The organism is Helcobacillus sp. ACRRO, from assembly GCF_022347125.1.
GTDB lineage: Bacteria > Actinomycetota > Actinomycetes > Actinomycetales > Dermabacteraceae > Helcobacillus > Helcobacillus massiliensis.
Genome location: NZ_JAKRNG010000005.1, coordinates 16,119 through 33,717, shown reverse-complemented (window position 1 = coordinate 33,717; position 17,599 = coordinate 16,119). Strand labels below are relative to the sequence as shown.

The following is a 17,599-nucleotide window of genomic DNA, read 5'->3' as shown; positions in this document are numbered from 1 at the left end:
GCTCAGCCGGACTGCTCTGCAGAGGCTGCAGCATCGCCCGTGGGCTCAGCGCTCTCCTGATGCTTGGGGCACAGGCCGTAGATCTCCATCGTGTGGTGGAGATCGGTGAAGCCGTTCTCCTGAGCAATGCGGTGCGCCCAGCGCTCCAGCTCGGGCGCCACGAACTCGATCGTGTGGCCGCAGACGCGGCACAGCAGATGATGGTGGTGCTCTTCGATGCGGCACTGGCGGTAGATCGCTTCGCCCTCATCGGTGATGAGCACATCGACCAGGCCCGCGTCCACGAGGGACTGCAGGTTGCGGTAGACCGTGGCGAGGCCCACCGGCTGGTCATCATCGCGCAACAGCTCATACAGCTGCTGCGCGGTCATGAAGTCGCGCTCGGTCGCCAAACAGTTGAGGATGGCGGTGCGCTGACGAGTCTGGCGGACAACCTTAGTCATAGTCGCTCCATCATCCCACGCCGCGGCGGGGAATGAGAGCGGATGCGAGCAGACCCACGATGTACACGGCGATGGACAGCAGAACGATCACACCGCCCGGCGGCAGATCCACCAACACGGTGATGAGCAGGCCCGCCACCGAGCACAGCACCCCGATGACGATGGCGACGTTCATGGTGCGGGAGAAGCCGCGCACCATCGACTGTGCCGCCGCCACCGGCACGATCATCAGCGCCGACACCATCAGCGCACCCACGATCCGCATCGCCAGGGTCACCGTCAGCGCCGCCATCACAGCGATCAGGATGTTGACCATCCGCACCGGCAGGCCGATCGCCTGCGCATGCTCCTCGTCGCTGGTGACGGCGAACAGCAGGGGCCGCAGCCCCACGCCGATCAGCAGCACCACCACGGCGAGAACGGCCGCGATCAGCAGGTCCGAGCGCGTCACCGTGGACAGCGACCCGAAGAGGTACGCCATCAGGGACTGGGAGGTGCCGCCGGCGAGCTGGATGAGGACCACACCGCCGGCGATGCCGCCGTAGAACAGGATCGCCAGAGCAGTGTCGCGGCTGGTGTGCCCGGCTATGCGCACCCATTCGATCATCACAGCGCCTGCGACGGCGGCGACCAGAGCGCCGGGCACGGCCAGCACGTCGGGGGAGAGGGCGGTGAGAGAGGCGACGAGCCAGCCGACCGCCACACCCGTCAGCGCGACGTGGCCGAGGCCGTCACCGAGCAGCGAGAGCCGCTTCTGCACCAGGTACGTGCCGACCACGGGGGCGGTCAGGCCGACGAGCAGAGCGATGATCAGCGGGTCGCGGATGATGGGGGAGCTGAGCAGCTCGAAAGGGCTCATGGGGTGAACTCCTGGCCGATGCACTCCTCAATGATCGGGTCCACGTGGTGGTCATCGGCGGGGTCGTGGGGAAGGCGGTCGGGGACGGGGCCGTCATGCACGATGCGGCCCTGCTCCAGGAGGATCGCGCGGGTCAGCAGGGAGCGCAGCGGTCCCGTTTCGTGGAGCACCACGATGACGGTGGTGCCGCCGGCGTTGAGGTCGCCGATCAGTTGGGCGATCTGCTCCTGGCTGGAGGCGTCCACACCGGTGAACGGCTCGTCCAGCAGCAGCACCTGCGGGCGGCGGATGAGGGCGCGGGCGATCATCACCCGCTGGCGCTGTCCGCCGGACATGTCGGTGATGGGCCGGTCCGCGAGGTGGGAGATGCCGACCGTGTCCAGGGCCTCGTCGACCCGTCGGCGGTCGCGGCGCAGGAAGAGCGAGCGGGAGTTCAGCAGACCCGCGGAGACCGCTTCGCGCGCGGTCGCGGCGATGTTGCCGATCTCCGCACTGGTCTGCGGCACGTAGCCGATGCAGTCGTGGGCGGCGCGGTGCCGAACCGGGTCGCCGTGGATCCATGCGCGGCCCTCCGCGAGCGGCAGGATGCCGATCATGGCGCGCATGAGAGTGGACTTGCCGGACCCGTTGGGCCCGATCACGGCCACGAACTCGCCTTCGCCGATGGCGGTGGAGACGGAGTCGAGCACGCGCACACCGGAGCGCACCACCGTGGCGCCCTCCAAGCGGATGAAGGTGTCGGGGCCGTCAGAGCTTGCCGGGGTGGAGGGGGATGCAGCGGTGGGGGTGTGCTCGGCCCTCACTGCCACGATGCGACCAGTTTTTCAGCGTCCTCGATCATGACTTGAGAATAGTCCTTCTTCTCATCGAGCTGCTGCTCCAGGTTGTCCAGCTCCTCCGCCTTCGCACCGGTGGAATCGGCGAGGGACTTGGCGACCTTCGGGGACGCGGTCGTTTCGAAGAACACGGTGGTGACGCCTTCGTCCTTGATGACCTTCTGGAGGTCGCGCAGACGCTTCGGGCTGGGTTCGCTCTCCGGGTCGATGCCGGAGATGCCGACCTGCTTGAGGCCGTAGCGGGCCGCGAGGTACCCGAATGCTTCGTGGGAGGTGATGAAGGTCTTCGGGCCCGACACGGAGTCGAAGGTGGACTTCAGCTGAGCATCCAGCTTCTCCATGTCTGCGGTGAAGGACTTCGCACGCTGTTCGAAGTCGGCGGCACCGGAGGTGTCGATCTCACCGAGGCGCTTCGCGAGGGCGGTCGCGACCTCCGCCATCTTGGTGGGGTCGAACCAGAAGTGCGGATCGTAGATGCCGTGGTCGTGACCGTCGTGGCCCTCACCGGCGTGGTCGTGCTCATCACCGTGATCGGCGTGATCGGCGTGCTCCTCAGCGCTCTCGCCGGCGTGCAGCAGGTCGGTCACCTCGTGTACGGCGAGGACGTTGTCGGGCTTCTGCTGCTTCACGAGGTCGTCCACGGCGGCCTGGTAGCCGGTGATGTGCACCAGCACATCCGCCTGGGTGATCTCGGTGGCCTGGGCGGGCGAGAGCTCGAGGCCGTGGGGGTCCACGCCCGGTTTGACGGGGTTGATGATGGTGACGGCGTCACCGCCGATGCGCTGGGCGATGTGCACCAGTGGGTAGCAGGTGGCCACCACGCTCACGCCGTCCCCGTCGGCCGACTTCCCGCCGCAGGCGGCGAGGGCCGCGGCGAGCGCTCCGCCGCCCAGCAGGGCGCCGAAGGAGCGGCGGGTCAGGGCGGCGCTGAGGTGCGGCATGCGGGTGCGCTGGGGTGTGGGTGCGGGGGCCGACGGAGTCACTTCATTCATGGGAACCATTATCAGTGAGCGGGGTGGTGGGCGGCAAGGAGAACCGCCCCGCCGGCTGTCCGAGTGTGCCGAAGGACTCGGATATCCTGGATGGGAACTCCATCGCCCGCCCGCGGAGACCCCGCAGAAGGAGACACACGTGGCCAAGCCCGCACCGTCCAAGCTCGACAGCGTCATCGCCCTCGCGAAGCGCCGAGGTTTCGTCTTCCCCGCCGGTGAGATCTACGGCGGCACCCGGTCGGCATGGGACTACGGGCCTCTGGGTGTGGAACTGAAGGAGAACATCAAGCGTCACTGGTGGCGCACCTTCGTGCAGTCCCGCGCGGACATGGTGGGCCTGGACTCCAGCATCATCCTGCCCACCGCCGTGTGGGAGGCCTCCGGGCACGTCGCCACCTTCACCGACCCGCTCGTGGAGTGCCGCCAGTGCCACAACCGATTCCGTGAGGACCACCTCATCGAAGCGTTCGAGGAGAAGAAGGGCCGCGCCCCCGAGGGCGGCACCGCGGAGATCGCCTGCCCCTCCTGCGGCACCAAGGGTGAGTTCACCGACCCGCAGCAGTTCTCCGGCCTGATGAAGACCTACCTCGGCGCCGTGGACAACGAGACCGGCCTGCACTACCTGCGCCCCGAGACCGCGCAGGGGATCTTCGTCAACTTCCTCAACGTCGCCACCACCGCGCGGATCAAGCCGCCGTTCGGCATCGGGCAGATCGGCAAGAGCTTCCGCAACGAGATCACGCCCGGAAACTTCATCTTCCGCACCCGCGAGTTCGAACAGATGGAGATCGAGTACTTCACCCCCGCTGAGCAGGCCGATGAGCACTTCGACTCCTGGGTCGAGGCCTGCTGGAACTGGTTCATCGACCTCGGCATCAGCGAGGAGAACCTGCGGAAGTTCGATGTGCCCGATGAGGAGCGCGCCCACTACAGCGACGCCACCATCGACCTGGAGTACCGCTTCGGCTTCCAGGGCAGCGAATGGGGCGAACTGATGGGCGTGGCCAACCGCACCGACTTCGACCTCGGCTCCCACGAGAAGGCCTCCGGCAAGTCGATGCATTACCACGACCAGGCCAGCGGTGACCGCTACGTGCCGTACGTGATCGAACCGTCCTTCGGCCTCACTCGCGCCATGATGGCGTTCCTGGTGGAAGCGTACGAAGAGGACGAGGCTCCCAACACCAAGGGCGGGGTGGACAAGCGCACCGTCCTGCGCCTGGACCCGCGCATCGCGCCGATCAAGGCCGCCGTGCTTCCGCTGTCCAAGAGCGAGGACCTCGTCCCGATCTCCACGAAGCTGGCCGATGAGCTGCGCGGACTGTGGAACGTGGACGTGGACACCTCCGGCGCGATCGGTCGCCGCTACCGCCGCCAGGACGAGATCGGCACCCCGTTCTGCATCACGGTCGACTTCGACACCCTCGAGGACCAGGCCGTCACCGTTCGCGAACGCGACTCGATGGAGCAGGTGCGCGTGCCGCTGAGCGAGGTCACCGGCTACCTCGCGCAGCGCCTCGTCGGTGCCTGATCTGCACAGTGACCTGAGCTGACGCCTGGTCCCGGCGGCATGTGACCGACGGGACCAGGCGTCGCCATAGGAACCGCTGTGCACCTCTGGGACAATGGGGCCATGCCCCATCCCTCCACGCCTGAATCCGCCGCGCCCACGAGCGCCGCCGCCGTCAGTGGTGACGCGCCCGTCGGCGCTGACCGCATGCCGCTGACCATCGGCCCGCTGACGTCCGACACCCCCGTGGTGCTCGCCCCCATGGCCGGCGTCACCAATGAGCCGTTCCGCTTGCTGTGCCGCGAATTCGGCGCCATGCACTCGGACAACGACGGCGGCTTCTTCGTGTCCGAAATGGTCACCAGCCGCGCCCTCGTGGAGCGCAAACCCGAAACCATGCGCATGGTGAAGATGGGGGAGCGGGAGCGCCCGCGTTCCATCCAGCTGTACGGCGTGGATCCCGCCACGGTCCGCGCAGCCGTCGGCCTCCTCGTGGAGGAGGACCTCGCCGACCATGTCGATCTCAACTTCGGCTGCCCCGTCCCGAAGGTGACCCGCAAGGGCGGCGGCGCGGTGCTGCCGTGGAAGACCGAACTGTTCACCCAGATCGTCAGCGGCGCCGTGGAGGCCGCCGGTGATGTCCCCGTCACCGTGAAGACCCGCATGGGTGTGGACGAGGACCACCTCACCTACCTGGATGCGGGCCGCATCGCGCAGGAGGTCGGTGCCGCCGCGATCGCTCTGCACGGCCGCACCGCGAACCAGCACTACTCCGGCACCGCACAGTGGGACGCCATCGCCGCCCTCAAGAACGCCGTCACGGACATCCCCGTGCTCGGCAACGGCGACATCTGGACGGCCGAGGACGCTCTGCGGATGGTGGAGGAGACGGGCTGCGACGGTGTTGTGGTGGGCCGCGGCTGTCAGGGCCGCCCGTGGCTGTTCGCCGACCTCGCCGCCGGTTTCGCGGGTCGCCCCGACCGGGTGCGCCCGACCCTCGGCGACGTCTGCCGGACCCTGCGCCGCCACGCGGTACTGCTCACCGAGTTCTTCGAATCCGAGGAGCGGGGCGTGCGCGACCTGCGCAAACACGTCGGCTGGTACTTCAAGGGATACCCCGTCGGCGGCGAGCTGCGCCATGCCCTCGCCACCATGGAGTCCATCGCGGACCTCGATCAGAAGCTGTCCCGCCTCGACTGGGACTCCCCGTACCCCGGTGAGACCGTGGAGGGGCCGCGCGGCCGGGCCGGGCGCCCCAAGCGCACCCACATGCCCGACGGATGGCTGATCTCCCGTGAGCTGACCGACGAGCACCGCACCCGGCTCCACGAGGCCGAACTGTCGATCTCCGGAGGCTGATCCGTGGCCCGCTCACCCCGCATCCCCGCCGGCTACACCGCTGCCGACCTCGACCGCTTCTTCCAGGAGCCGCCGAAGTCGCAGAACCGCACCCCGTTCCAGCGCGACCGCGCCCGGGTCCTCCACTCCAGTGCACTGCGCCGCCTCGGAGCGAAGACTCAGGTCCTCGGCGCCGGCGAGAACGACTTCGTCCGCACCCGCCTCACCCACTCCCTCGAAGTGGCGCAGGTGGGGCGTGACATCGCCGAGGAGCTCGGCTGCGACCCGAACCTCGTGGACCTCGCCTGCCTCGCCCACGACCTCGGTCACCCGCCGTTCGGCCACAACGGGGAGCGCGTGCTCAACACGCTCGCGGATCCCGTCGGCGGCTTCGAAGGGAACGCGCAGAGCCTGCGCCTGCTGGCCCGCCTCGAACCCAAAGTGCTGGACGCGGACCGCTCCTACGGCCTCAACCTGACCCGCGCGGCCCTGGATGCGTCCATCAAATACCCGTGGCGCCGCGGTGAGGGCCCGAACCCGTCGTCCCCGAAGTTCGGTGTGTACGAGGACGACCTCCCCGTGTTCGACTTCGTCCGCGACGGCGCCCCCGCCCAGCAGCAGTGCCTCGAGGCGCAGGTCATGGACATCTCCGATGACATCGCCTACTCCGTGCACGACATCGAGGACGCCGTCACCGGGTTCCGCATGAATCCCGCCCTGCTGCATGACCCGATGGAGCGCAGCGCCGCGCTCTACGTGGTGCAGGACTGGTACACCCCCACCCGCAGCATCGACGAGCTCGACACCGCCCTCACCCGCCTCGAAGCGGACCCCGCGTGGCTCCATGAGTACACCGGGAACCTCGCCGACTCCGCCGCACTGAAGGACCTGTCCTCCCAGCTGATCGGCCGCTTCGTCTCGGCCGTCGTCACCGCGACGCAGGCCGAGTACGGCACCGACCCGATCGCCCGCTATCAGGGGCAAGTGGTGGTGCCGGAGGAGACGGCGCTGGAGATCTCCGTGCTCAAGGGCCTCGCCGCCGCCTACGTGATGAGCAGCCGTGAACAGCAGCCCGTGTACGAGCAGCAGGAGCAGATCATCACCGACCTGCACGCCGCGCTGCGCAGCACCGGCCGCACCCACCTCAACCCTCTGTTCCGCAGCCTGTGGGACCGCGCGGCCGACGGGGACGAGCGCGAACGGGTCATCATCGACCAGATCGCGTCCTTCACCGACGTGATGGCGGTGCGGCTGCACGCCGAACTGTTCGGCAGCGGCTCCAGCGCCTCCGCTCTCGACGAACCGCTGCCGGGCCTCGGGCCCGATCTGCCGACGGCATAATCCCCGGACCAGGGGTCGACGAGCGGATACAGTGGGGCCGGCAGCGGCGGAAGGAAGGCGGAATCGATGGCAGGCGGGCTGATTCGGCGCGAGGACATCCAGCTGGTGCGCGAACGATCCCGCCTGGACGAGATCGTCTCCGAGCACGTCACCCTGCGCACCGCCGGTGTCGGTTCGATGAAGGGCCTGTGCCCGTTCCACGACGAGAAGACCCCGTCCTTCCACATCCGGCCCGCCCTCGGCCACTGGCACTGCTTCGGCTGCGGCGAGGGCGGCGACGTCATCGCCTTCGTCCAGAAGATCTCCCACCTGTCGTTCGTGGAAGCGGTCGAATACCTCGCCACCAAAGCGGGGGTCACGCTGCGCTACGAGGACACCGGTTCCGGTGGGGAGCGCCGCACCGATTTCGCCTCCCGCCAGCGCCTGCTCGAAGCGCACCGCGTGGCGGAGGAGTTCTACCGTGAGCAGCTCGCCTCCCCGGAGGCGCAGACCGCGCGCCGATTCCTCGGAGAGCGCGGATTCGACCGCGCCGCCGCCGAGAAGTTCGGGGTCGGGTTCGCGCCGCAGGGCTGGGACACCCTGCTGCGGCACCTGCGCGGCCGAGGCTTCACCGAGAAGGAACTGAGCGTCTCCGGGCTCGTCTCCCAGGGGCAGCGCGGCGTGTACGACAGGTTCCGCGGACGCCTCACCTGGCCCATCCGTGACGTCACCGGCGCCACCATCGGCTTCGGCGCCCGCCGCCTCTTCGAGGACGACAAGGGCCCGAAGTACCTCAACACCCCCGAAACACCCATCTACAAGAAGTCGCAGGTCCTGTACGGCCTGGACCTCGCCCGCAGGGCGATCTCCACACAGCGGCAGGTGGTGGTGATGGAAGGCTACACCGATGTGATGGCCGCGCATCTGGCGGGGATCGAGACCGCGGTCGCGTCCTGCGGCACCGCATTCGGCGGCGACCACGTCACCGTGGTGCGCCGCATCATGGGCGACACCGCCGCCACGGCCGGACTCCGCCTCGGCTCCGGGTTCGGACAGGGCGGTGCCGGCCTCGGCGGTGAAGTGATCTTCACCTTCGACGGCGACGAGGCCGGCCAGAAGGCCGCACTGAAGGCGTTCGGCGAGGACCAGCGGTTCGTGGCACAGACGTTCGTCGCCGTGGAGCCCGGCGGGCTCGACCCGTGCGACGTGCGCATCCAGCGCGGCGACCAGGCGCTGCGGGACCTCATCGACTCCCGTGTCCCCATGTTCGAGTTCGCGATCCGCGCCGCCCTCAAGCATGTGGACCTCGACACCGCCGAAGGGCAGGTCGCGGGTCTGCGCATGGCAGCGCCGGTGGTGGCGCAGATCCGGGACAAGGCGCTGCGCCCCGAGTACGCCCGGAGGCTGTCCGGGTGGCTCGGGATGGATGAGCGCACCGTCGGCCGGGCCGTGCAGGACGCCGCGAAGCAGGCCCGCCACCAGGCGAACGAGCAGCAGCTGCACCGACACGACCCCACCGCGCAGCAGCCCGGCGCGGCCGCGTCGGCCCACCAGGGGGCGGCGGGGGAGGAGCAGCCGCCGATGGAGCAGGCGCTGCGGCTGCGGGACATCATGCCGCGCCGAGACCCCGTCGGCATCGTGGAGATGCAGTCGCTCGCGCTGATGCTGCAGTCACCGCAGGTGCTCGACCCGGTTGCCGTCACACTGCTGCCCGATGAGGCTTTCCGGACCACCGCGCTGCAGTCCATCTGGGACTGCATCCTCGCCACCGCGAGCCTGGAGGACGCCGTCACCGGCCAGCTCAGCCCTGCCCGGTTCCTCGACGCGGTCATGGAGATCGCCGGGGACACGCTCAGGCCCCTGATCGTGGAGCTGGCGTCCCTGGAGCTGCCGGCCCGCACCGAGGAGCAGCTGGTGCGGCTCGGCGCGTCGCTGATGACGCGGCTGACCGAGCTGAGCTTCACCCACGAGTACTCCCTGCTGCGCCACCGCCTCGCGCGGCTGGATCCGCGCACCGATCAGGAGGAGTACACGAAGGTGATGACGCGGATGTCCGCGATCCAGGAGCAGCGGCGGGCCCTGCACGCCGACGACCTCTGACGCCGTCAGCCCGGCCCGCCCGCTACAGTGGATCGGGTGAGCGCAGCTGAACCGAGGATCTCCCAGGCACCCATCCACCCGCGGCGCATTCTCGCTGTCCTGCTCGCACCGCTCTTCATGGCGCTGGTGGCGATCTCCGTCATCAACGTGGCACTCGCTGCGATCTCCGAGTCTCTCGACACCACCAGCACCGGTCTGCAGTGGATGCTGTCCGGCTATGCCCTCGCGTTCGGGGTCTTCCTGGTGCCGTCGGGGCGCGCTGGGGACGCCACCGGGCGACGGAGGCTGCTCGTCATCGGTGTCGGGGTCTTCACCCTCGGCTCTCTCGTCTCAGCGCTCGCTCCCAACGAGGGAACTCTCATCGTGGCCCGCATTCTGCAGGGCATCGGGTCGGGTCTGCTGAACCCGCAGGCGATCGGTCTGATCCAGCAGCACTTCCACGGGCAGAAGCGTGCAGCGGCGTTCGCGATGTTCGGAACGACTGTCGCGGTCGCGACCGCGATCGGCCCCGTGGTCGGCGGTGTGCTGATCGAACTGTTCGGGTCGGCGCTCGGGTGGCGCATGATCTTCCTGCTGAACGTGCCGATCGGCATCGCCACCATGGTCCTCGCGCTGCGCTGGCTTCCGCAGGACCGGGTCCGTGTGGATTCGAAACTGGACCTCGACCCGATGGGGACGATCCTGCTGACCGCCGGCATCATCTCGTTCATGGTGCCGTTCATGACGCGCGGCAACCCATGGGTCTACGCCCTGCTCGGCGTCGCCCTGGTGATGTTCGCCGGGTGGGCGCTGTGGGAGAAGCGGTACAAGCAGCGCGGCCGCCAGCCCATGGTGGACCTGGCGCTGCTGCAGCAGCCGTCGTTCCGCAACGGCATCGCCATCATCACCGTGTACTTCCTCGGCGCCACCAGCGTGTGGATCCTCGTGCCGGTGTACATGATCACAAGCCTGCACCTCTCCGCGTTCGAGGCGTCCCTGATCGGTCTGCCCAGTTCGATCGCGGCGATGTTCTCCTCGCAGCTGGGCGGCCGCTACGTGCTCCGACTCGGGCGCCGACTCGTGGCTGCCGGCTTCGCGCTGGCGTTCTTCGCCATGGTGACGATGGTGCTGATCGTTCCGCTGGTGGAGTCCGGTCGCATCAGTCACTGGTGGTTCGCGGCCGCGCTGCTCATGTTCGGCTTCAGTCAGGGCCTGACGATCTCACCGAACCAGACTCTGACGCTCAACGCGGTGGACCCGCGGTTCGGCGGTGTCGCCGGGGGTGTGCTGTCGCTGGGACAGCGGATGGGTGCGGCCGTCGGCACAGCACTGATCCCCGGTATCCTGTTCTCCATGCTCGACAGGGGCGCTCCCTGGGTGGAAGCGTTCCGCACCTCGGTCGCGGTGATCATTGCACTGATGCTCGGTGCGTTCGTGCTGACTCTGGTGGACCGCCGACGCGAGAAGCGGGACATGGCGGCCGCGCGCGCCGCCCAGTCCTGACCCGCGGTGGGGCCCACCGGGGCGCGAATCGTGGCATCAGTCATAAAAGGCCCGGGAGCGGCTTCTCAATTGGATTCGTGCGAGTCAGTCCTGGTAGAGTCATATCTCGTTGATCCCCCATAGCTCAACGGCAGAGCACTCGACTGTTAATCGAGGGGTTGTTGGTTCGAATCCAACTGGGGGAGCCATATGATGAGGGCTCCGGCTGATGCCGGGGCCCTTCTCGCGTTCGGGGCCCATATCGACACCCTGCGCTGAGCACCCAGAGGATTCTCGTGCGGCACGCGGCCGCCCCCACCTGCCCGGACAGCGGGATGGTCGTGACGCCGAGTGATGTCGGCGTGCTGATTTCCTGGGCGGCGGCGGGTGCGGAATAATGGAGCGTTGATCAGGGCCCATAGCTCAGCTGGTCAGAGCACTGGACTCATAATCCATTGGTCGCGGGTTCAAGCCCCGCTGGGCCCACCACGAAACCCCAGGCCACCGGCCGAGGCGCCCGACGGGTGCGCGGCCCAAGCCTGGGGTTCATTGGTGCCGGCATTGCAGTGAGCCGGCCGCAGGGGAGATGGTGCCCCATGCAATCGGTCGGCGGACGCCGCCGAGATCAGTGCGGTCGGGGTCAGTCCGCCATGTCGCCCACGACCACGGCCTCCGCTTCGAGCTGGGTGCTGGTCGCGCCTTCGTGCCTGTTCAGTCCGCGGTTGATGGTCTTCGCGCCGAACAGCAGCGCCACCACAGCGATGAGAGCAGTCACCACGCCCAGCTGGAAGGGCGCGCGGCGGGCTCGGGGCTCGGGGTCGACTTCGGGGCTTCCCGGCCAGGTCCATTCGCTCACGCCTTCGCCTGCGGACCGCGCCGGTCCCGTCCTGAATCGTCCCTCCGGTCAGGGCCCGGATACACTGACCGATGGATCCATGCCGGTGCCGCAGAATTCGCGTGCGCAGGCATCCGTCGGCCCACCACCCAGGAGAGACATGTCCGTGAAGTCCCCACGCGAATTCCCCCGCGACAACGCGCCCGAGGGAACCGACGTCTGGGTGGAGCGCACCGCCGAGCGCGAACTCACTGGCTTCAACGTCCGCGGCGTCAGCATCCCCATCGGCCGCGGCGAGGGCCGCATCACCCCCGGGGAGCTGCTCAAGCTCTCCCTCATCGGCTGCGCCGGCATGACCATGGACAACTCGGCCGCCCACCGTCTCGGCGAGGACTTCGCGCTGCGCATCACCGCACGCGCCACCTCCGACGAGAAGGAGAACCGCTACCTCGACATCGCCGAGGAGATCGAACTCGACCTCTCCGGCCTCACCGAGGACGAACAGGCCCGCCTCACCGACCTGCTCTCCAAGGTCATCGGACGCGGCTGCACCGTGGAGCGCACCGTCACCGCGGACCCCGCGATGCGCCACACCATCATCAACGCCGCCGAAAAGGACCAGAACGCATGACCTACCGCAGTATCCGCGTCGTCGGGGACCCCGTCCTGCGCACCGAGTGCGACCCCATCACCGCCATCACCCCCGGAGTCCGACAGCTCGTGGAGGACCTGCTGGAGACCGTCGACGAAGACGGCCGCGCCGGCCTCGCCGCCAACCAGATCGGCGTGGCCTCCCGCGCGTTCTCCTGGAACATCGACGGCGACATCGGCTACATCCTCAATCCCGTCATCACCCATGTCTCCGAGGAGACCCAAGACGGCGACGAAGGCTGCCTGAGCGTGCCCGGCCTCTTCTTCCCCCGCATCCGCGGCGCGGAAGCGGCCTGCGAAGGCATCGACCTCGACGGCCGCAAGGTCACCCTCGAAGGCGACGGCATCATCGCCCGCCTCATCCAGCACGAAGTCGGCCACCTCAACGGCGAGCTGTACATCGACGGCCTCGAGCGCAGCGTCCGAAAGAAGGCGCTGCGCGCTATCAGAGAGACCCTCTAACCTGAACTGGCTCACCTGGGGCCAGCAGACCATCCGGGCAGCGAATCGATTCGTGGGGAAGACGCTTCGATTCGACCGGAAGGGGAGCAATGGCTCAGGGAGTCCTCTATATTCACTCCGTTTCGCGCGCCCTCGCACCACACATCGAATGGGCTGCCAGCGGAGTCCTCGGCGTGCCCGTGCGCATCAGGTGGTACGACCAGCCCGCCGGCCCCGGCCTGCAGCGCGCAGAGATCGCCTGGAGCGGCCGCGCCGCAGTCGGCGCTGAGCTCGCCACCGCGCTGCGCGGCTGGAACGACCTGCGCTACGAAATCACTCAGGAGCCCACGGCGACCGACACCGGCTCCCGGTGGATGTACACCCCCGACCTCGGCATCCACCACACCGCGATGGACCACGAAGGCAACGCCACCCTCACCGAGGACCGCATCCGCCACTGCATCGCACTCGCCGGCAACAGGCCGCACCGCATCCCCGACGAGATCGACCGAGCGCTCGGCCGCGACTGGGATGAGGAACTCGAGCACTACCGCCGCGCCGCCATCGAGGAGAGCGCGCCCCGCCGCCTCCACCTCGTGGGGTGACATCGCTCGGTCACGAAGCGGAGGCCGGAGGAATGAACCTCCGGCCTTCAATGTATGAGATGTAAGGCGAAGCCTTACGCGTTGGTGAAGACGACGGCGATGTCGTGACCGCCGAAGCCGAAAGCATTGTTCAGCACGGCGGCATCGCCCTCCGGCATCTCGCGCGGTTCGTTGACCGCCACATCCAGCGGGACGTTCTCATCGAGGTTCTCAATGTTGATCGTCGGCGGGATCACCCGGTTGTGCAGTGCCAGAACCGAGAAGATCGACTCCACCGCGCCGGCGCCGCCGAGCAGGTGACCGGTCATCGACTTCGTGGAGCTCACCACAATCTGATCCGACTTTTCCGCGCCGACGGCGTCACGCACCGACTCCAGCTCGGAGATGTCGCCAAGAGGAGTGGAGGTGCCGTGCGCGTTCACATGCCTCAGGTCGGAGCCGTCGATGCCGGCGTCCTCGATGGCCTCGCGGATCGCGCGCTGCTGCCCGTCCGGGCTCGGAGCGGAGATGTGGTGGGCGTCCGACGCCATGCCGCGACCGGACGCGTACGCGTAGATTCGGGCGCCACGGGCCTTGGCGAACTCCTCCGACTCCAGCACGAGGATGCCGGCGCCCTCACCGAGGACGAAGCCATCGCGGTCGCGGTCGTACGGGCGCGACGCGGTCTTCGGGTCATCGGTGCGGGTGGAGAGGGCGCGGATGTTCGCGAATCCTGCCAGCGGCAGCGGGTGGATGCAGGCGTCCGTGCCGCCGGTGATGACGACATCGGCGCGGCCGTTGCGGATCATGTCCATGCCCCAAGCGACGGATTCAGCACCCGTCGCACACGCGGACACGGGAGTGTGGGAGCCGGCCTTCGCACCGAACTCGATCTCGATATGGGCCGACGCGGAGTTCGGCATGAGCATCGGAACGGTGTAGGGGTTGACGCGGCGGGCGCCGCGCTCACGGACGATGTCCCACTGGTCGAGCATAGTCCAGACACCGCCGATGCCGGCGCCGACCACGGTCGCCAGGCGCAGCGGGTCCACTTCGGGGCTGCCGGCGTCCTTCCATGCCTCGCGAGCAGCGATCATCGCGTACTGACCGCTGGGGTCGAGCTTGCGCGCCTCCGGGCGGGAGAGGAACTCCAGCGGATCACCGGCGACAGTGCAGGCGAAGTCCACGGACAGGCCGTAGGTCTCGGCCCAGTCGTTGTCGAGGGTGGTGGCGGTGCTGACGCCGTCCAGGGCGTTCTTCCACGAAGTGGCCGCGTCAGTGCCGAGCGGGTTGAAGGTGCCGAGGCCGGTGACGACGACGCGTGGGCTCTGGTCAGTCATAGTGAAGCAGTGTCCTTGTGACGAGGCGGCAAAAAGCGCAGCGCCCGGGACTCCCATCTGCATGAGAACCCGGGCGCTGATCAGATCAGGCCTGAGCGCTGGAGATGTACTTGACGGCGTCGCCGACGGTGACGAGGTTCTTGACCTCTTCGTCGGGGATGCGGACGTCGAACTTCTCCTCGGCGTTGACCACGATGGTCATCATCGAGATGGAGTCGATGTCGAGATCATCGGTGAAGGACTTGTCGAGCTGGACATCGGCGGTCTCCACGCCGGTCTCCTCGTTGACGATCTCGGCCAGGCCGGCGAGGATCTCATCATCGGTGTGTGCCATGAGGCTCTCCTTTGGTTGGACAGAACAATCAGCAGGCTCAGACTACCGCCAAAGCCGGGAAGGGGACTGATTCGCCGCGCTTGGACGGGGGTTGGTCACATAAAGATTCGGTTACCGAGCCGAGGAAACCGTGTGGCCAGGAATGTTACCGTTCGGCAGTCAGGGGAGGATGACCACCTGGCCGGCATAGGCAAGGCCGGCGCCGAATCCGATCTGCACGCAGACGTCGCCGCTCTTGGCCTTCCCCTCCTGCAGCAGGCGGTGCGTCGCCAGGGGAATGGACGCGGCCGATGTGTTGCCGGTGTCCTCGATGTCGCGGGCGATCACCACGGAATCGGGCAGCTTCAGCTGCTTCGCCAGCTGGTCGATGATCCGCATGTTCGCCTGGTGCGGCACGAACACGTCGACGTCCTCGACACCGAGGCCGGAGCGCTCCAGGGACTCGCGGATCATGTCCGCGGTGTGCCACACGGCCCAGCGGAACACTGACGGCCCCTCCTGCCGCAGAGTCGGGAACCCGAGCTCCGGGTTCTCCTTGTACTCCAGCAGCGAGTGGGTCATGTAGATGGTCTTCCAGTTCTCACCGTCGCTGCCCCACACGGTGGGGCCGATCTTCGGAACGTCGCTGGCGGACACCACGGCTGCTCCGGCGCCGTCGCCGAGCAGGAAGGACATGGAGCGGTCGGTGGGGTCGATGATGTCGGAGAGCTTCTCCGCTCCCACCACGAGGACGTTCTTCGCGGTGCCGGCGCGCACCAGGGCGTCGGCCTGGCCGATGCCGTAGCAGAAGCCGGCGCAGGCGGCGCCCATGTCATAGGCGATGGCCCCGTCGGCCCCGATCTCGTAGGCGAGCAGAGCAGCCAGTGACGGAGTGTGGTACTCGAAGGTGATGGTGCCGACGATCACCGCGTCGATGTCCGAACCTGTCAGGCCGGAGTTCTCCACGGCCTCCAGGGAGGCCTTCTTCGCCAGGTCCAGCAGGCTCACGTCGGCGCTGGCGCGCTTGCGGGAGATGATGCCGGTGCGCTGCCGGATCCACTCGTCGGAGGAGTTGATCGGGCCGACGATGTCGTCGTTGGGGACGTCCAGGTCGCCGCGGGCGGCTCCGTAGCCGAGGACCTGGGAACCGGGGACCGGCTGCGTCGGAGTGAGGGAAACGGTCATGTCAGCTCTCCTTGGAGGCGCTGGCGTGCTCGGAGACGAAGGCACGCGCGGCGTCGAGGTCGTCGGGGGTGTTCAGGTCGAAGCGGGCGACCTGCTTGAGGTCGCGCTTCGCCAGGCCGGTCAGCGTTCCGGCGGGAGCGAGCTCCAGGATGCCGGTGACGCCCTGGTCGGCGAACGTGTGCATGCAGGCCTCCCAGTCGACCGTGCTCGCCACCTGGTTCACGAGCGAAGAGAGGAAGGCGGCGCCGTCGGTCACGAGGGAGCCATCGGCGTTGGAGACCACGGGGATGATCGCGTCACGGGTCGCGAACTTCCCGGCCTGCTCAGCGAGCTCATCGCGCGCCGGCTCCATGAACCGCGAGTGGAATGCGCCCGCGACCTGCAGCGGGATCACGCGCGCACGGGCCGGCGGGTTCTCCGAGAGCGCGGCGAGGGAGGCCTCGTCGCCGGCGGCGACGACCTGCGCGGCGCCGTTGATGTTCGCGGGGGAGGCCCCGGCCTGCTCAATCGCAGCGAGGACCTCCTCGCGCTTGCCGCCGACGACTGCCGCCATCCCGGTCTGCTCGGCCGCAGCGGCGCGCGCCATCGCCTGGGAGCGGACCGCCACCAGGCGCATCGCGTTCTCCTCGGACAGCATGCCCGCCTGCGCGGCAGCGCCGATCTCACCGACGCTGTGCCCGGCGTACAGGTCGGGGCGGGGCAGGGTGAGGGAGCCGAACAGCACACTGTGGGTGATCAGGCTGGCAGCGACCAGCAGCGGCTGAGCAACGGCGGTGTCGCGGATGGTGTCCGCATCGGATTCGGTGCCGTGGCGGCGGATGTCGATGCCGGAGGCGTCGGACAGGGTGTCCACGAGGGATCCGACGGAGTCGAGCTCCAGCCAGGGGCTGAGGAATCCGGGCTTCTGCGCTCCCTGTCCGGGAGAGGCGATGACGAGCAATGTGGCTCCACAAGTCGATCGGCGATGGTGGTCAGTGCGAAGAGGAAGGGGCGATCAGGCGCGCCTCATTCCAGTTCGGAGAGGGCACGGCGGACATGCGCGATCGCGTCATCGCGTGACAGGCCCGATCGTCTCGCCGTCTCAGCATACTCGCGGGCCGCCGCCGCGATCTGGGATTCGACGCCGTCGGGCGCGGCGACGCGTGTCCCACCTCTCCCGTGCGTGGTCACCAGGCCCGCCTCCTGCAGGGAGCGGACCGCCTTGGCGGCCGTGTTCGCCGCAACCCCCAGATCGGAGGCGAGGGCGCGCACGGCGGGCAGGCGCTGGCCGGGGGAGAGGTCACCGCTGCGGATGGCAGCGGCGATTCCCGAGTGGATCTGCTCCGCAGCGGCCACCGGGCTGCTGCGGTCCACGCTGATCAGGTCGGTGAGCTGAGCGGGCATCAGTTCTC

18 protein-coding genes and 2 tRNA genes are annotated in these 17,599 nt (G+C 68.3%); 10 read left to right on the top strand and 10 right to left on the bottom strand.

All coding sequences use genetic code 11. The features are described 5' to 3' along the window. Positions 1-2 precede the first annotated feature (2 nt). From MHY20_RS02885 to MHY20_RS02870, 4 genes are read right to left on the bottom strand one after another with little or no spacing between them, the layout of a single operon-like run. The gene (locus MHY20_RS02885) at positions 3-443 is read right to left on the bottom strand and encodes a Fur family transcriptional regulator (protein ID WP_239374562.1); all 441 of its coding nucleotides are present in this window, start codon (positions 441-443) and stop codon (positions 3-5) included. A 10-nt stretch (positions 444-453) separates the two neighbouring features. Further along, positions 454-1,302, bottom strand: a complete 849-nt coding sequence (locus tag MHY20_RS02880; protein ID WP_239374559.1) for a metal ABC transporter permease — start codon at positions 1,300-1,302, stop codon at positions 454-456. Further along, a complete protein-coding gene (locus MHY20_RS02875) occupies positions 1,299-2,105 on the bottom strand; it encodes a metal ABC transporter ATP-binding protein (protein WP_239374556.1) in 807 nt (268 codons plus the stop codon). The genes MHY20_RS02880 and MHY20_RS02875 overlap by 4 nt, the downstream gene beginning before the upstream one ends. Continuing rightward, positions 2,102-3,130 carry a metal ABC transporter substrate-binding protein gene (locus tag MHY20_RS02870; protein WP_239374553.1) on the bottom strand — a complete coding sequence of 343 codons (1,029 nt, stop codon included), beginning with the start codon at positions 3,128-3,130 and terminating at the stop codon, positions 2,102-2,104. Before MHY20_RS02870 ends, MHY20_RS02875 begins: the two co-directional genes overlap by 4 nt. A 139-nt stretch (positions 3,131-3,269) precedes the next feature. Between MHY20_RS02870 and MHY20_RS02865 the strand changes: the two genes are divergently transcribed. From MHY20_RS02865 to MHY20_RS02835, 7 genes are all read left to right on the top strand, one after another. Continuing rightward, entirely contained in the window at positions 3,270-4,661 is a 1,392-nt protein-coding gene (locus tag MHY20_RS02865; protein ID WP_239374550.1) for a glycine--tRNA ligase, read from the top strand. A 186-nt stretch (positions 4,662-4,847) separates the two neighbouring features. Further along, a complete protein-coding gene (dusB, locus tag MHY20_RS02860; protein WP_239374735.1) occupies positions 4,848-5,999 on the top strand; it encodes a tRNA dihydrouridine synthase DusB in 1,152 nt (383 codons plus the stop codon). 3 nt (positions 6,000-6,002) lie between these two features. Then, positions 6,003-7,319: a deoxyguanosinetriphosphate triphosphohydrolase gene (locus MHY20_RS02855; RefSeq protein WP_239374547.1), complete on the top strand. Its 1,317-nt coding sequence runs from the start codon at positions 6,003-6,005 to the stop codon at positions 7,317-7,319. Between the two features lie 66 nt (positions 7,320-7,385). Then, entirely contained in the window at positions 7,386-9,398 is a 2,013-nt protein-coding gene (gene dnaG / locus MHY20_RS02850; protein ID WP_183374636.1) for a DNA primase, read from the top strand. Positions 9,399-9,434: 36 nt separating this feature from the next. Next, on the top strand, positions 9,435-10,880 hold the full coding sequence (locus MHY20_RS02845; RefSeq protein WP_239374486.1) for an MFS transporter: 1,446 nt from the start codon (positions 9,435-9,437) through the stop codon (positions 10,878-10,880). Positions 10,881-10,993: 113 nt separating this feature from the next. Then, a tRNA-Asn gene (locus MHY20_RS02840) sits at positions 10,994-11,068 on the top strand. A 203-nt stretch (positions 11,069-11,271) separates the two neighbouring features. Next, positions 11,272-11,348: transfer RNA gene (locus MHY20_RS02835), tRNA-Ile, on the top strand. A 151-nt stretch (positions 11,349-11,499) separates the two neighbouring features. Here the strand turns inward: MHY20_RS02835 and MHY20_RS02830 are convergent. After that, positions 11,500-11,715, bottom strand: coding sequence for a hypothetical protein (locus tag MHY20_RS02830; RefSeq protein ID WP_239374483.1), 216 nt, complete (start codon positions 11,713-11,715; stop codon positions 11,500-11,502). 139 nt (positions 11,716-11,854) lie between these two features. Between MHY20_RS02830 and MHY20_RS02825 the strand changes: the two genes are divergently transcribed. The 3 genes from MHY20_RS02825 to MHY20_RS02815 all read left to right on the top strand — a co-directional run bounded on the left by MHY20_RS02825 (position 11,855) and on the right by MHY20_RS02815 (position 13,391). After that, positions 11,855-12,325, top strand: a complete 471-nt coding sequence (locus MHY20_RS02825; protein ID WP_239374480.1) for an OsmC family protein — start codon at positions 11,855-11,857, stop codon at positions 12,323-12,325. After that, complete coding sequence (locus MHY20_RS02820) at positions 12,322-12,807, top strand: peptide deformylase (RefSeq protein WP_183374631.1); 486 nt, start codon at positions 12,322-12,324, stop codon at positions 12,805-12,807. Before MHY20_RS02825 ends, MHY20_RS02820 begins: the two co-directional genes overlap by 4 nt. 89 nt (positions 12,808-12,896) lie before the next feature. Next, positions 12,897-13,391, top strand: a complete 495-nt coding sequence (locus tag MHY20_RS02815; protein WP_183374629.1) for a DUF3145 family protein — start codon at positions 12,897-12,899, stop codon at positions 13,389-13,391. Between the two features lie 74 nt (positions 13,392-13,465). Here MHY20_RS02815 and MHY20_RS02810 read toward each other — a convergent pair whose 3' ends face one another. From MHY20_RS02810 to MHY20_RS02790, 5 genes are all read right to left on the bottom strand, one after another. Next, positions 13,466-14,710 (bottom strand): beta-ketoacyl-[acyl-carrier-protein] synthase II, encoded by a 1,245-nt coding sequence (locus tag MHY20_RS02810; protein ID WP_239374477.1) that lies wholly within the window; start codon positions 14,708-14,710, stop codon positions 13,466-13,468. Positions 14,711-14,795: 85 nt separating this feature from the next. Then, on the bottom strand, positions 14,796-15,044 hold the full coding sequence (locus tag MHY20_RS02805) for an acyl carrier protein (RefSeq protein WP_183374625.1): 249 nt from the start codon (positions 15,042-15,044) through the stop codon (positions 14,796-14,798). Positions 15,045-15,203: 159 nt separating this feature from the next. Beyond that, a complete protein-coding gene (locus MHY20_RS02800; RefSeq protein WP_239374474.1) occupies positions 15,204-16,208 on the bottom strand; it encodes a beta-ketoacyl-ACP synthase III in 1,005 nt (334 codons plus the stop codon). A 1-nt stretch (position 16,209) separates the two neighbouring features. Next, positions 16,210-17,148, bottom strand: a complete 939-nt coding sequence (locus MHY20_RS02795) for an ACP S-malonyltransferase (protein WP_183374621.1) — start codon at positions 17,146-17,148, stop codon at positions 16,210-16,212. Between the two features lie 65 nt (positions 17,149-17,213). Further along, complete coding sequence (locus tag MHY20_RS02790; protein WP_183374619.1) at positions 17,214-17,591, bottom strand: GntR family transcriptional regulator; 378 nt, start codon at positions 17,589-17,591, stop codon at positions 17,214-17,216. Positions 17,592-17,599: the final 8 nt, after the last annotated feature.